Genomic DNA, 14,287 nt, shown 5'->3' on the forward strand with positions numbered 1-14,287 from the left:
GAGTTTCGTAAGGACGCGAAGTCCGTTATATGCCTTTCGCGTTCGTAAGGTGAGGGCCGTGACGACCCTTCCCGTACCGGACCCGGACGTCGACCTGGTCCTTCCCTGTCTGAACGAGGCCGGCGCCCTGCCCTGGGTGCTCTCCCGGATCCCGCCCGGCTGGCGCGCGCTGGTCGTGGACAACGGTTCCACGGACGGCTCCGCGGAACTGGCCCGCGCGCTGGGCGCGACCGTCGTGCGCGAGGAGCGCCGCGGGTTCGGTGCCGCCTGTCACGCCGGGCTGACCGCCGCCACCGCCGGCATCGTCTGCTTCTGCGACTGCGACGGTTCCCTCGACCCGGCCCTGCTCCTGCCGTTCGTCGCCGAGGTACGGGCCGGGGAGTCCGACCTCGTGCTCGGCCGGCGCAGGCCGACGGAACGCGGCGCCTGGCCCGCGCACGCCCGCGCGGGCAACATCGCGCTGGCCCGGATGCTCCGGCGCCGCACCGGCCTGCGCCTGCACGACCTCGGTCCGCTCCGCGCGGCCCGCCGCGAGGCGCTGCTCGGCCTCGGGCTCACCGACCGGCGCAGCGGCTACCCGCTCCAGATGGTCGTGCGTGCCGCCGACGCCGGCTGGCGCGTCACCGAGCACGACGTCCCGTACCTGGCGCGCACCGGCGTCTCCAAGGTCACCGGCACCTGGCGCGGTACCTGGCAGGCGGTACGGGACATGCGGCGCGTCCTGGCCGAACCGCCCCCGCCCGCCCGGGTGCAGGCCCGGGCCGGAGCCCAGGTCCCGGCGCCGTCACCGGCGGCCGACCCCGCACCGTCCCGAGGAGGAACCGTCCAGTGAGCGTCACTCTGCTCGTCATCGCCAAGGAACCGCGTCCCGGACGGGTGAAGACAAGGCTCACCCCGCCCTTCACCCCCGGGGAGGCGGCGACGCTGGCCGAGGCGGCACTCGTGGACACCCTGCGCGCGGTGGCGGCGACACCCGCGCGGCGCCGGGTCCTCGTGCTCGACGGAGCGCCCGGCCCCTGGCTTCCGGCCGGCTTCGACGTCGTACGACAGTGCGCGGGCGGTCTGGACGAGCGGCTGGCCGCGGCCTTCGCCGGCTGCGACGGACCCGCGCTGCTCATCGGCATGGACACGCCCCAGGTGACGCCCGCCCTCCTCACGGTGGACTTCGCGGACTGCGACGCGTACTTCGGGCCGGCCGAGGACGGCGGCTTCTGGGCGCTGGGTCTCGCCGAGCCCGACCCGGAGCTCCTGCGGGGCGTACCGATGTCGACGGACACGACGGGTGCCGTGCAACGGCGGCGTCTCGTCGGGGCCGGGCTGCGCGTACGGGATCTTCCCCGCCTGCGGGACGTCGACACGGCCGCGGACGCGACGGCGGTCGCGGCGGCCGCGCCCGGCGGGGCCTTCACGAGGGAGCTGCACCGGCTCGGGACGATGGTCGCCCCGGGCGCCGGAGACGTTCCCCCGCCCTCCAGGGGCGAGGCGACCGGCACGGCCCCGGGCCTCGTCGCCGGACACAGGACCGTGCAGGCCGCCGGAATCCCCCCGGGAGTCCGGACCGGCCGGGACATCGGCCCGGTGGCCGGGCAACGAGGTGCCGGACGATGAGCGGCACACGGACCAGGACGAAGACGGGACCGGAAACGGGGACGGGGAGAGCCGCGGAAGCGGGCGAGGCGACGAGGACCGGAAACCGGGCCGGAGGCGACAGCAGCGGCAGGAGCGGCGGCGCGAGCGGAGCCGGGAAAGGCGCCCTGTCCGGGCGGGCCGCGCGCTCCTGGGCCGCCGATCCCTACGCGGAGGCGCTGGGCGCCGGCCGCGGTCCGCTGTTCCTGCGCCGGACGGACGGCTGGCTCCTCCCCCTGGAGGTGGAACGCTGGTGCGCCCGCGCCGACGCGGTGGACCTCCAGGTGCTCGCGTACTGCGAGGGCTCCGTCCTCGACGTGGGCTGCGGACCGGGACGCCTGGTCGCGGAACTCACCTCACGCGGAAGGCCCTCGCTCGGCATCGACGTCAGCGAGGCGGCCGTGGCCCGCACGCTGCGGCTCGGCGGACGGGCCCTGCACCGGTCGGTCTTCGAGCCGTTGCCCGGAGAGGGCCGCTGGGGCACCGCCCTCCTCGTCGACGGCAACATCGGCATCGGCGGCGACCCGGCCGCACTCCTGCGCCGCACGGCCGAACTCCTCGCCCCGGGCGGCCTGCTGATCGCCGAGACCGTGACGGGCGCGGACATCGACGAACGCGTCGACGTCCGCATCGTCCGCGCCGCGCACCCCGGCGACACCGACCACCCCCACCCCACCGGCCCCACCGCCGCCGGTACGGCCGGGAGCGGGAACGCCGGCGGGGCGGGCGAGGCAGGCGAGGCAGGCGAGGGCCAGGACGCCTCCGGGGACCGGACCGCCTTCCCGTGGGCCCGGCTCGGCACCCCCGCCCTGCTCCGGCACGCGGAGCGCGCCGGATGGCGCGCAGACGCTCAGTGGGCGGCGGGCGGACGCTCTTTCGTGGCCCTGCGCAACGGACCGCGGCGCGAGGCCCGGAGGGAACGCAGGACGAGCAGCAGCGCGGACCCGGCGAACAGCGCCGCCGTGATCAGCAGCCAGCGGTCGAGGAACCCGTCGGCCGGGAGACCGGTCGCCGACCGGTAGCGGTCGGCGACCTGCCCGCTGATCAGCGGGAACCACACCAGCAGCAGGAGACCGGAGAAAGCCGCCGGAACACGGACGTACATCGTCCGGTCCCGGTGGCCCCGCCCGTCCAGCGTCCTCGCGACGGCCCGGTCCGCACCTGCGTACAGCGGTACGAGCACCAGGTCGTGCAGCACGGCCGCGCCCACGAACCAGAGCGCCACCCGGGACCAGTCGTCCGCGAGCAGCCGCACCCCCGCGTAGGCGGCGAGCGCGAACGAGCAGGCCAGCAGGAGGAGTTGGAACGGGCTGCCGATCAGTTCCCGGCCGGACCGCGGACGCGTCGCGGGGCGCGGCGCGCCGAGCCGTCGTCGCGGGGCGAGTCGGCGCGGATCCAGTCGGCGCGGATCCAGTCGGCGCGGATCCAGTCGGCGCGGGTCCAGTCGGCGCGGGTCAGGGCGTCGCATCACAGGTCTCCGAACGTCATCCGGGCCACCCACTTGGTGTTCAGCACACCGGGCGCGGCCGGGACGATGACCCGTGCCGGGTAGCCGTGATCGGGGGTCAGATCCGCGCCGTTGACGAGCAGCGCGAGCAGGGAACGCGGATCGCGCACCTGGTTGTCCCGCAGGGCGGCCACCCGGAACGCCCCGTGCCGCTGCAGCGACTCCACGAGCACGTCGGGGGCCGCGTCCGTCTCGTGGCCGACGAGCCCCGCCAGGTCGCGCAGCCGCACTCCGCGCCACCACTGGTCGGACGTCGACCAGCCCTCCACGCAGGCGATGGGCAGCGCGGCGCTGTGCAGGGGGAGCCGCAGAAGGTCGTCACGGCTCAGCCGGACAGTCCGTCCGTTCCCCGTGACGACCAGCCGCCAGGCCTCGTCACTCGTCTCCGTGGCGGTGATGCCCCGCGAGGCGGCCGTCTTGTTGATCTGGAAGCCGCCCGGCCCGGAGCCCGGTTCGGCGCCGCCGTGCGGGGCCAGCAGCGCCGTGTCGCGCAGCGGCCCGTCGAAGCCGTGGCCCGCGGAGGTGGCGACCAGCAGCAGGGATCCGCCTCCGACGAACCCGAGGGCCCCGCGCCGCGAGACGGTGGGCGGCAGCGGGTCCGGGGACACCAACGCGTCCTCGGGCCGCGCCGGTTCACCCGCTCCGGCGGGTGAACTCGCCGCCGCCTCCCGCTCGTCCGGGTGACGGAGGTGACGCAGGTTGCGCAACGCCGTCGGCACGCGCAGGACCGCGTGCGCGACGAATGCCGCGATGAACACCCAGGCTCCGTAGAAGTGCAGCGTGTAGAAGGAGCCGGGGAAGACGTAGTCGAGCTGGATGTTCAGCACGCCGGTGGTGAACTCGAAGAGCGCGCCCCCGACCAGGAGCAGCAGCGAGAGCCGTTCCAGGGCGTGCGCGAGCGAGCGGGCCGGGGGCAGCGCGAACAGTTTCGGCAGGACCGACCACAGCTTGGCCAGCAGGACGGGGATCAGCGCGAGGCCGAGCGTGACGTGGACGCCCTGGGTGAGGCGGTACAGCCAGACCGGGCCGGTCGGCCAGGAGAAGAGGTAGAACCCGAGGATCCCCTTGTCGGGGGTCTTGTCGTTCACGGCCGAGAGGTTCGGGTTGTACGCCGCGTACGACAGCAGTCCGGTCACGAACAGCACCGTGATGCCGGCCAGGAGCACCACGCCGAGCACGGAGGTGAACCAGGGGCCGCGCAGCGGGCTGCGCCAGAACGCGGGGGACGAGGGAGACCGTGGCATGCCCCGACCGTAGGCCGCGGGCACCCCCCGAACGGGTTCTCAAACCATGACGAAACCCTGACGTCCACCTCAGTGGCCGCTGCCGCCGGCGCCTCCCGGCCTAGCGTGCGAGGAGTGAACCGCGACCTCCCCCGCGATCTGCCGCGCACCCGCCCCGAAGACGTTCCCGAGGCCCGTCCCACGGGCGCCGCCTCCCGGAACCTGCCGCCGGTCCTGTCCCGGGCCCGCTCCCAGGCCCGATCCCAGGCCCGGTCCCCCGGGCTGTCCCGGACGCTGCTGGGCGAACGGCCCCGCGACACCCGGCGCGACCTGGCCGCCGCCCTCGCCGCCGCCCTGCTCGTGCTGACGGCGGCCGTCGTCGGTTACGTCATCGAGCACCGCGACGGCACGCTGTTCGTGAGCGCGGCCCCGCTGCTCGGGCACTGGGGACCGCACACCGGACCCGGCACCGCCGCCGCGGTCGCCGTGGCCGTCGCGGTCGTGGCGTACGGACCTGTCCTCGCCGCCCGGCTGCCCTGGCGGGGGCTGCTGCCGGCCGTGTGGGGCACGACGACGGCGTGGACGTTCTCGCTCGCGCTGATCGACGGCTGGGAGCGGGGCGTGGCCCGGCGCCTCACCACGCGATACGAGTACCTCCAGGTCATCTCCCCGGTCGACCGCTTCCACGACATCCCGGCCGCCCTGCGGGACTTCACCCACCACATCCTCCTGCACTCCCCCGGCCACTGGCCCGCGCACGTCGCCGGGCATCCGCCGGCCGCCACCCTCACCTTCGTCCTCCTCGACCGGGCCGGGCTGGGCGGCGGGGCCTGGGCCGGCGTCTGGTGCGTCACCGTCGGCGCGACGGCCGGGGTGGCGGTGCTCGTCGCCGTGCGGGCGCTGGCCGGTGAGGCACTCGCCCGCCGTGCCGCTCCCTTCCTCGCCCTCGCCCCGGCGGCCGTGTGGATGGGCACCTCCGCGGACGGCTACTTCGCGGCCGTCGCCGCCTGGGCCCTCGCCCTGCTGGCCCTCGCGGTCGCGGGACACCGGCCGCGGACGGCCGGCCTCGCCTCCGGTCTCCTGTTCGGCCTCACCGCGTATCTCTCGTACGGCCTGACGCTGATCTCCGTGATCGCCGGCGCCGTCCTGCTGCTCGGTGCCCGCTCCAGGCTCCGTCCGCTCCCGTACGTCCTGGCCGGACTCACCGTCGTACCGCTGGTGTTCACCCTGTTCGGCTTCGACTGGTGGGAGGCCTACCGCCTGTTGGTCACCCGCTACTACGAAGGAGCCGGCGGCGTCCGGCCGTACGGCTACTGGGTCTGGGCGAATCTCGCCTGCACGGTGCTGATCACGGGTCCGGCGACCGCGGCGGGACTGCGCAGGGCCGGGGCGGCGGCCGGACGGATCACGGCGGCGACGGTACGGCCCCGGCCGGCCTCGGCACCGGCGGGCCGGTCTCCCGCGCCGGCGCTCTCGGGCCCGGCCGCCGGGCAACCCGTGCGTCTCGCCGTTCTCGTCGTCGCCGCGCTGCTGGCTCTTCTCGTCGCCGATCTCTCCGGCATGAGCAAGGCCGAGACCGAACGCATCTGGCTGCCGTTCGCGTTGTGGCTGCTTCCGGCGTGCGCGTTCCTCCCCCGGCCCCGTGCCTGGCTCGCCGTCCAGGCGGCACTGGCGCTGCTCCTCAACCACCTTCTGCTGACGGGCTGGTGAGCCTCGGCTGCGCGAGAGCCGCTCCGAAGACCAGGCCGACGGCGATGGCCGTGACGATCGTGACGAGTTTCAGCAGGTCGCGGAAGCCCTCGATGACATAGCCGCCGGCCAGGGTGGTCAGCCCCCGCATGCCGAGGGAGCCGACGGTGAGGGTGAAGAAGCCGGGCAGGAGCAGGACGAGCCGGGGCGGCTGGTGCGGGCGCAGGGTCAGCCGGGTGGCGACGGCGGCCAGGACCGCGGCCGCGACGAACGTCCCGCCCGTCTCGCCGATCGCCTTGGTGGCCAGGGACTGCACGGCCACGGTGAGGTACACCAGCACGAGCAGCGGCACCAGCAGCCGGAACGGGACGGCGAAGGCCAGAACGGTGCCGACGGTGAAGACGATCCAGCTCAGGAAGAGGGCCCAGCGCGGCAGATCGGAGGCGGCGGCGATGTCGAAGAGGGCGCGGGTGGAGGTGCCGGTGAGGAACAGGCCCAGCAGGACACCGACGTAGAGCTGTACGAGGAGGAACGCGGAGTAGACGAGCCGGATCGCGCCGGTGGTGATGTAGCCGGCGGCGAGCTCGGCCGCGGCGGCGCTCAGATAGTCGCCGGGGACGAAGAAGAAGAGCGCGGGCAGCATGAGCAGGACGGGGCCGCCGTGCGAGGTGTCGCGGGCGAACACCTCGACGGTGATCACGGAGACGGTGGTCGAGACGACCAGCGGCAGCACCGTGGCGAACCGGGGGATCCGGTCCGCGGTGACGGCCAGCACGGCGGCGGCGGTGCCGAGGACCGCGGTGGCGCCCACCTCGTACCACGTGGACTGCATCAACGGCGCGAAGCCCAGCGTGAACAGGACGATGCCGAGCAGCTTGAGCCACCACGGGTAGGGCGGCCGGGACGACTCGATCGCGGCCAGCCGGCGGTCCGCGTCGGCCACACCGATCCGTCCGGCGCAGACGTCCTGGACGAGCGGTTTCAGCGCCACGACCTGATCGAGCCGGAAGACCTCGGGGAAACCGCGCAGGGTCACCGTGCGGGAGTCGCCGCGGGTGCTGACGGTCAGGGCCGCGCCGTCCGGCACGAGAAGGACGGAGGCGTCGGCGCCCAGCGCGCGGGCGGTGTGCCGGACGGTGCGCTCGATGAGGGCGGCGCCCTCGCCGCTGGACCGCAGCAGCAGCCCCGTCAGCCGGGCCAGGAACGCGGCGACGTCGTCCGGGGCGGCCTCCGTGTCCGGCCTCATCGGCCGCCTCCCTCGACGCCCGGCCCGCCGTGCGCCGGGATGCGCTCACGGACGCCCCACCAGCCTGCGGACCGCCCGCCTCACCCGGCCAGCGAAGCGATCCGAACGAGTGAGAAGGCCGTGCCCGACGGGAACCAGGGCTACCCCGGCCGGAGCAGGGGACCGGCGAAGTCCCGGCGGCCCGGACGGGCGAGGTCGTGCGGGTACCGGCGTGGAACCACCGGCCGCCCGGACGGTGCGCGCACTGCCGGGACCGGTGGAAACCACAGCTCACCCGGACGGGCCACTCGGCGCGCGGCGGCCTTCACTCGCGCGGAGGCTGGCCACATCGGTTTCGGCACGGGAACAGGGAGGCGTCCGATGAGCTCGATGGACATGCCCGCGGACGCACCACGGCAGAGCGCGCGGACCGCCCGGGCCGCGGTCCCGGCGGCGCCGAGGCTCACCTGGCTGACGCTGGCCCTCATGACGACCGCCTCGGTCGCGAGCCTGCGGGCCGCCCCCACGATGGCGGTGTACGGCCTGGCCTGCGTGTTCCTCTACCTGCTCCCGGCGATCGTGTTCCTGCTGCCGACCGCCCTGGTCTCGGCCGAGCTGGCCTCGGGCTGGAACGGCGGCGTCTACCGCTGGGTGAGCGAGGGCCTCTCCAAGCCGCTCGGATTCCTCGCCGTGTGGTGCCAGTTCGCGATGACGATCTTCTACTACCCGAGCCTGCTGGCCTTCGTGGCGAGCACCATCGCGTACATCATCGACCCCGCCCTCGCCTCCAGCGGCCTCTACACCGCGATCGTCATCGTGGTCCTGTACTGGACCGGCGTCTGGGTCTCCTCACGCGGCACCAAGGCCCTCGCGGGACTGTCCAGTTGGGGTCTGGTCATCGGCACCCTGGTGCCCGGCACGCTCCTCGTCGTGCTCGGCATGGTCTTCCTGGCCCAGGGCAACCCCTCGGCGGCACCCATGACGGCCAGTCATCTGCTCCCCGCGTGGACGGGCCTGGCCAGCCTCGTGTTGATCGTCAACAACTTCCTCTCGTACTCCGGCATGGAGATGAACGCCGTCCACGTGTCGTCGCTGAAGGACCCGGCGAAGGAATATCCGAAGTCGATGTTCCTGGCGATGGGCCTGGTGCTGCTGATCTTCATCCTGCCCGCGCTGGCGATCAGTTGGGTGGTGCCCGCCGACCAGACCAGCCTCACCGCCGGTGTCATGCAGGCGTTCGACGCGTTCTTCTCGTACTTCGACATCGGCTGGATGACACCCATCGCGGCGGTGATGCTGATCTCCGCGTCGCTGGCCGGCATGCTCACCTGGCTCGCCGGGCCCTCCAAGGGTCTGCTGGAGATCTCCCGCAGCGAGGGCTATCTGCCGCCGTACCTGCAGCAGTTGAACCGGTTCGGCGTCCAGCAGAACATCCTGGTGACCCAGGGCATCGTGACCACGGTGATCGCGCTGGGCTACGCGTTCATCCCGAACGTCTCCAACGTGTACTGGATCTTCTCGACGATCACCACGCAGGTGTACCTGATCGTCTATCTGCTGATGTTCGTCGCGGCGATCCGGCTGCGGAAGAACCAGCCCGACCACCCGCGCGGCTACCGCGTCCCGGCGCTCACCCTGGTGTGCGTCGTCGGTTTCCTGGCCTCGGCCGCGGCCATGGTCATCGGCTTCGTGCCGCCCTCGCAGTTCGGCAGCAACAGCGTCCTGCTCTACGTCGTCATCATCGGCTGCGGCCTGGGCATCCTCGGTCTGCTGATCCCCTGGGCGTTCCTGAGGTTCCGCAAGCCGGGCTGGCAGACGGAAGCCGCGCGGGCGGAGGAGGCGGGGGCATGAGTCCCACCCGGTTCGCATCCGAGCACAAGTGGCTCTACTACGGCGCGATCGTCGTGCTGCTCGGTCTCGTCGTGGCCGGCCTCGTGCGCTACTCGGCGATCACGAAGAACAACAAGGCCGTGAGCAAGGCCAACGAGCTCGCCGACGCCGCGGTCGAGGCCGGACTCCCGCGCCCCGACACGGATTTGATCGCGAGCCTGCTCGGCACCGACGGCGGGCTGGTCTGCGACGATCCCGCCAGCGCCCTCAAGTCGGCGCTGTGGAAGATCAACGTCTCCAACGGCGCCGCGTTCGTCGGGCAACGGCCCGTCATCGGTGACGGCAAGTCGCTCCGGGCGGAGGCCACGATCATCGAGATCTACTGCCCGGAGAAGCTGGACAAGATCCAGGACAGGCTCGACGACCTGAAGACCGACGACACGGTGAGGCGGTGACCATGTCCGAACTCGCCGAGAGGATCGCCGGGTTGATGGGCCGGGCCCGGACCGACCTGACCGAGCTGGTCGCCGTCCCCTCCGTCGCCGACCCGCGCCAGTACCCGCCCGAGGAGTGCCACCGGGCCGCGCGGTGGGTGGCCGACGCCTTCACCGAGGCGGGGCTGCACGACGTGCATCTCGCCGAGACGCCCGACGGGAGCCACGCGGTCATCGGCCACCGCCCGCCGCCGCCCGGCGCCCCCACCGTCCTGCTGTACTGCCACTACGACGTGCAGCCTCCGCTGGACGACGACGCCTGGACCACACCGCCCTTCGCCCTCACCGAACGCGACGGCCGCTGGTACGGGCGCGGCACCGCGGACTGCAAGGGCAACATCGTGATGCACCTGACCGCCCTGCGCGCGCTCGGCGACGACATCCCGGTCGGCCTTAAGTTCGTCGCCGAGGGGTCGGAGGAGCAGGGCACGGGCGGCCTGGAGCGTTACGTGGCCGAGCACCCGGAGCAGTTCCTCGCCGACGCGCTGCTCGTGTGCGACACCGGCAACGCGGAGGTCGGCACGGGGACCGCCACCGTCACCCTGCGCGGCCTCGCCAACATCGTCGTCACCGTCGACACCCTGGCCGGGGAGATCCACTCGGGCATGTTCGGCGGCCCCGCCCCGGACGCGCTCGCCGCGCTGATCCAGATGCTCTCCACCCTGCACGACCCGGCCACCGGCGCCACCCGTGTCGAGGGACTCGACTGCGAGGGCGTCTGGGAGGGCGTCGGCTACGACGAGGCGCAGTTCCGCGCGGACGCCGGCGTCCTGGACGGCGTCCGTCTCACCGGGACCGGCACGGTCGCCGACCGGCTGTGGGCCCGCCCCGCCGTCACCGTCCTCGGCGTCGACTGCCCCCCGGTCGTCGGCTCCGCCGCCGCCGTGCCGGCCACCGCACGGGCACGGGTGAGCCTGCGGATCCCGCCCGGCACGGACCCGGCGGCGGCCCGCGCGGCCCTCACCCGGCATCTGACCGAGGCCGCGCCCTGGGGAGTCCGGGTCGGCGTCGAGGACGAGAGCGCCGGCGCCCCCTTCCGGGCGGCCACCGACGGCCCCGCCTACGCGGCGCTCGGCGGCGCCATGAACGAGGTCTACGGCAAGCCCATGGCCTTCCTCGGCCAGGGCGGCTCCATCCCGCTGTGCAACGTCCTCGCCGAGACCTACCCCCGCGCCGAGATCATCCTCATGGGCGTGGAGGAACCCAAGTGCCTCATCCACGCGCCCAACGAGAGCGTCGACCCGGCCGAGATCGAGCACATGGCCCATGTCGAGGCGCTCTTCCTCCGCGCCTACGCGGCCACCGGGGGCCGCGGCCGCTGAACGTATCCGCCGGCCCGCGCGGACGCGATGAACAGGGGACACGGCCGGCGTCGTGGCGGTGAGTGCCGCGGCGCTCGTCGCGGTGCAGGGGTCGAGCGCCGGTCCGTCGCTCGACCGACGCCGGCGACGGACCGGGCGGGGACCCTCACCGCGCTCCGGGACCGGCGCGCGCCGCGCCCGGGGGTCGGCTTGCAGGGGTGTGAAGCACCTGCCTATCGTCGCGGCCATGCAGTCCTACACCATCGGTCAGGCCGCCCGGCTCCTCGGCGTGAGCCCCGACACCGCCCGCCGCTGGGCGGACGCCGGGCGGGTGGCCACCCATCGGGACGAGAGCGGACGGCGCCTCATCGAGGGTCGCGACCTCGCCGCGTTCTCGGTGGAACTGGCCGGAACCGGTGGCGAGGAGGGCGTCACGTCCTCCACGTCCGTCCGTAACGCCTTCCCCGGCATCGTCACCGCCGTCAAGCTCGGCGACGTCGCGGCGCAGGTCGAGATCCAGGCGGGACCCCACCGGCTGGTCTCCCTGCTGACCCGGGAGGCCGTCGAGGAACTGGGCCTGGAGGTCGGCGTGGAGGCCACGGCCAGGGTCAAGTCGACCAACGTGCACATCGATCGCGCCTGACCGGCCTCCGGGCACGAACGGTCAGCCGGGCATCCCGGCGGGCCAGGACGGATAACGGCCGTCCACCCGGATGCTGTTGATGCCGCTGATGTGCCGGGCCCCGCACCGGTCCTGCGGCAGGACCAGTTGCGGGCCGGCCCGGTCCAGCGGCGTGCCGTCGATGCCGACCGCGAGCAGCACCGGAGCGTCCGCGAAGTCGGGGTCGATCTCGGCCCAGGTGAGCAGGGCGTGGTGGCCGTCCACGCCCGCCACCGCGACGAGGAAGCGCAGCCGGTCCTTGCGGCGGGACGAGTCGAAGCGGGGGCCGGCGTCCCGCAGCACGTCGTGCAGCAACGGGCCCTCGAAGCCGTGGTGGCGCACACCGCTGGTGGCGCACTCGAAGGCGACCCGCACATGGTGCTGGGGCCAGGCGAGCAGGTCGGGCACGGTCAGCAGGCCGGGCCGGGCGAGGTCACCGCTCAGAGCGAGTTCCGCGAGCGGGGGAGCCGGCGGCGTCGGCTGTGTCAGGGACTGGCTCACTGGACAGCACCTCCCGGTGGACCGCACCCCGGGGGCGACCCGAGGCAAACGCACATGCGTACATCCGAAGCCCCTGGGCACAGCTCATGCGATGTAACAGGAGACTTACAGCTCGCATATGCGGAAGTATGATCAGGCCATAGCAGACCGTGAGCTCAGGACTGAGGATCACGACGGAGGCTTCAGCGAGCCTCAGAGTCTTCGAGGGAGTAGATCCGTGATGACCCGATCCGCGCGCCGGACCCGCCGCACCACCCGGACCCTTCAGGTGGCCGGTATCGGTGCCGCCGCGCTGCTGGCCCTGAGCGCCTGCTCCTCCTCCGACTCGTCCGACGCGACGGAAAAGGCGAAGGGCTCGGCCTCGGCGTCCTCCGCGCCGAAGCTCTCCGGCACGGTGACCGTGTTCGCCGCCGCCTCCCTCAAGGAGAGCTTCACGGCCCTCGGCGAGCAGTTCGAGAAGGCCCACCCGGGCACCAAGGTCACCTTCAGCTTCGGCGGCAGCGACAGCCTCGCCGCGAGCATCACGGGCGGTGCGCCCGCGGACGTCTTCGCCGCGGCCAGCCCCAAGACGATGGCCATCGTGACCGACAAGGGCGACGCGGCGACCACCCCCGAGACCTTCGTACGCAACCAGCTCGAGATCGCCACCCTGCCCGGCAACCCGGACAAGATCTCCTCCCTGAAGGACCTGACCAAGTCCGGCCTCAAGGTCGTCCTGTGCGACAAGACCGTGCCCTGCGGCGCCGCCGCCCAGAAGGCGCTGGACGCGAGCAGGCTGAAGCTCACCCCCGTCTCCTACGAGCAGGACGTCAAGAGCGCCCTGACCAAGGTGGAGCTGAAGGAGGCCGACGCGGCGGTCGTGTACAAGACCGACGTGAAGGCCGCGGGTGACAAGGTGGAGGGCGTGGAGTTCCCCGAGTCCGCCGACGCCGTCAACGACTACCCGATCGCCCTGCTCAAGGACGCGCCCAACACCGACGCGGCCAAGGCGTTCATCGAGCTGGTGCGGTCCCCGGAGGGCCAGAAGGTGCTGACGGAGGCCGGCTTCCTGAAGCCCACGTCCTGACCCCGCCGTCTTCGCCCTGCCGTGGTCCGGCACACGCCGTCTTCGCCCTGCGGCGGTCCGGCACACGCCGTGTCCGTCCTGCCCCGGTCCGGCACGCGGCGCCCCCGTCGGATGACGACCCGGCGCGTGCCGCACGGTGGACTCTCCCGTGCGGCGCGCCCCTTGAAGCGAACGCCCTGAACCCCGTCTCCTGAAACCATGAGTGATCCCGTGACCTCGCCCGACACGTCCGGCGCCCCGGCCGCCGACACCCTCGCCGGTGGACCGCGCCGCGGGCGCGGCCGGACGCCGGGCCGGGTGCGGGGCGGACCTCCGCTTCCCCTGCTGCTCCCCGCCCTCGTCGGGCTCGCGTTCCTGCTCCTCCCGCTGCTCGCGCTCCTCGTACGGGCGCCCTGGCGCAGCCTGCCGGAACAACTGGCCAAGCCAGAGGTGTGGCAGGCCCTCCGGCTCTCCCTGTTCTCGGCCACGGCGGCCACCGCGGTGAGCCTGGTGCTCGGGGTGCCGCTCGCGTGGCTGCTGGCCCGTACGGAGTTCCCGGGCCGCGGACTCGTCCGGGCCCTGGTCACCCTGCCGCTCGTCCTGCCTCCGGTGGTCGGCGGTGTCGCGCTGCTGCTGGCCCTCGGCCGCAACGGCATCGTCGGGAAGCTGCTCGACGCGTGGTTCGGGATCACGCTGCCCTTCACGACGGCCGGGGTGGTCGTGGCCGAGGCGTTCGTGGCGATGCCCTTCCTGGTGATCAGCGTGGAAGGCACCCTGCGGGCGGCCGACCCGCGGTACGAGGAGGCCGCCATGACCCTCGGCGCCTCCCGCTTCACCGCGTTCCGCCGGGTCACCCTGCCCCTCATCGCGCCGGGCATCGCCGCCGGTTCCGTACTGGCCTGGGCCCGCGCCCTCGGCGAGTTCGGCGCGACGATCACCTTCGCGGGCAACTTCCCGGGCCGTACCCAGACCATGCCGCTCGCGGTCTATCTGGCCCTCCAGAGCGACCCCGACGCGGCGATCGCCCTGAGTCTCGTCCTGCTGCTGGTGTCGATCGCGGTACTCGCCGGACTGCGGGACCGCTGGATGACGGCGACCTCATGACGGACACGAGGACGAACCTGATGACGGACACGAGGACGAGCCTCATGACGGACGCGGGTACGGGGACGGCGCCCCGGCGTC

The 14,287-nt window shown here is 73.3% G+C and carries 13 protein-coding genes; 10 read left to right on the forward strand and 3 right to left on the reverse strand.

Annotation, left to right across the window (positions count from 1 at the left end; all coding sequences use genetic code 11):
- The first annotated feature begins 49 nt into the window (after positions 1-49).
- Genes ACWEBX_RS08880 through ACWEBX_RS08890 form a run of 3 tightly spaced genes read left to right on the forward strand, consistent with a single transcriptional unit; the run spans position 50 to position 2,648 of the window.
- Positions 50-832, forward strand: coding sequence for a glycosyltransferase family 2 protein (locus ACWEBX_RS08880; RefSeq protein ID WP_451884213.1), 783 nt, complete (start codon positions 50-52; stop codon positions 830-832).
- A complete protein-coding gene (locus ACWEBX_RS08885; protein ID WP_451884214.1) occupies positions 829-1,608 on the forward strand; it encodes a TIGR04282 family arsenosugar biosynthesis glycosyltransferase in 780 nt (259 codons plus the stop codon). Before ACWEBX_RS08880 ends, ACWEBX_RS08885 begins: the two co-directional genes overlap by 4 nt.
- Complete coding sequence (locus tag ACWEBX_RS08890) at positions 1,605-2,648, forward strand: class I SAM-dependent methyltransferase (RefSeq protein ID WP_451884215.1); 1,044 nt, start codon at positions 1,605-1,607, stop codon at positions 2,646-2,648. Before ACWEBX_RS08885 ends, ACWEBX_RS08890 begins: the two co-directional genes overlap by 4 nt.
- A gap of 445 nt (positions 2,649-3,093) precedes the next feature.
- Here the strand turns inward: ACWEBX_RS08890 and ACWEBX_RS08895 are convergent, their stop codons facing one another.
- On the reverse strand, positions 3,094-4,377 hold the full coding sequence (locus ACWEBX_RS08895) for a molybdopterin-dependent oxidoreductase (RefSeq protein WP_451884216.1): 1,284 nt from the start codon (positions 4,375-4,377) through the stop codon (positions 3,094-3,096).
- Positions 4,378-4,638: 261 nt separating this feature from the next.
- Here ACWEBX_RS08895 and ACWEBX_RS08900 point away from each other — a divergent pair, with 261 nt between their 5' ends.
- Positions 4,639-6,066, forward strand: a complete 1,428-nt coding sequence (locus ACWEBX_RS08900; protein WP_451884271.1) for a hypothetical protein — start codon at positions 4,639-4,641, stop codon at positions 6,064-6,066.
- On the opposite strand, the gene ACWEBX_RS08905 is transcribed toward ACWEBX_RS08900, so the two are convergent.
- Positions 6,038-7,291, reverse strand: coding sequence for a threonine/serine ThrE exporter family protein (locus ACWEBX_RS08905; protein WP_451884217.1), 1,254 nt, complete (start codon positions 7,289-7,291; stop codon positions 6,038-6,040). The two genes, ACWEBX_RS08900 and ACWEBX_RS08905, sit on opposite strands and share 29 nt — an antisense overlap.
- Before the next feature lie 360 nt (positions 7,292-7,651).
- Here ACWEBX_RS08905 and ACWEBX_RS08910 point away from each other — a divergent pair, with 360 nt between their 5' ends.
- The 4 genes from ACWEBX_RS08910 to ACWEBX_RS08925 all read left to right on the forward strand — a co-directional run bounded on the left by ACWEBX_RS08910 (position 7,652) and on the right by ACWEBX_RS08925 (position 11,538).
- Positions 7,652-9,121: an APC family permease gene (locus ACWEBX_RS08910; protein WP_451884218.1), complete on the forward strand. Its 1,470-nt coding sequence runs from the start codon at positions 7,652-7,654 to the stop codon at positions 9,119-9,121.
- Positions 9,118-9,555 (forward strand): hypothetical protein, encoded by a 438-nt coding sequence (locus ACWEBX_RS08915; RefSeq protein WP_451884219.1) that lies wholly within the window; start codon positions 9,118-9,120, stop codon positions 9,553-9,555. The genes ACWEBX_RS08910 and ACWEBX_RS08915 overlap by 4 nt, the downstream gene beginning before the upstream one ends.
- Positions 9,556-9,557: 2 nt before the next feature.
- A complete protein-coding gene (locus tag ACWEBX_RS08920) occupies positions 9,558-10,916 on the forward strand; it encodes a M20/M25/M40 family metallo-hydrolase (protein ID WP_451884272.1) in 1,359 nt (452 codons plus the stop codon).
- Between the two features lie 226 nt (positions 10,917-11,142).
- Positions 11,143-11,538, forward strand: coding sequence for a TOBE domain-containing protein (locus ACWEBX_RS08925; RefSeq protein ID WP_451884220.1), 396 nt, complete (start codon positions 11,143-11,145; stop codon positions 11,536-11,538).
- 21 nt (positions 11,539-11,559) lie between these two features.
- Here the strand turns inward: ACWEBX_RS08925 and ACWEBX_RS08930 are convergent, their stop codons facing one another.
- The gene (locus ACWEBX_RS08930; RefSeq protein WP_451884221.1) at positions 11,560-12,057 is read right to left on the reverse strand and encodes a molybdopterin-dependent oxidoreductase; all 498 of its coding nucleotides are present in this window, start codon (positions 12,055-12,057) and stop codon (positions 11,560-11,562) included.
- Positions 12,058-12,277: 220 nt separating this feature from the next.
- Here ACWEBX_RS08930 and modA point away from each other — a divergent pair, with 220 nt between their 5' ends.
- Both modA and modB read left to right on the forward strand, forming a co-directional pair.
- The gene (gene modA, locus ACWEBX_RS08935; RefSeq protein WP_451884222.1) at positions 12,278-13,123 is read left to right on the forward strand and encodes a molybdate ABC transporter substrate-binding protein; all 846 of its coding nucleotides are present in this window, start codon (positions 12,278-12,280) and stop codon (positions 13,121-13,123) included.
- 198 nt (positions 13,124-13,321) lie between these two features.
- Positions 13,322-14,206 carry a molybdate ABC transporter permease subunit gene (modB, locus tag ACWEBX_RS08940; RefSeq protein ID WP_451884223.1) on the forward strand — a complete coding sequence of 295 codons (885 nt, stop codon included), beginning with the start codon at positions 13,322-13,324 and terminating at the stop codon, positions 14,204-14,206.
- Positions 14,207-14,287: the final 81 nt, after the last annotated feature.

Source organism: Streptomyces sp. NPDC005070 (assembly GCF_053600395.1).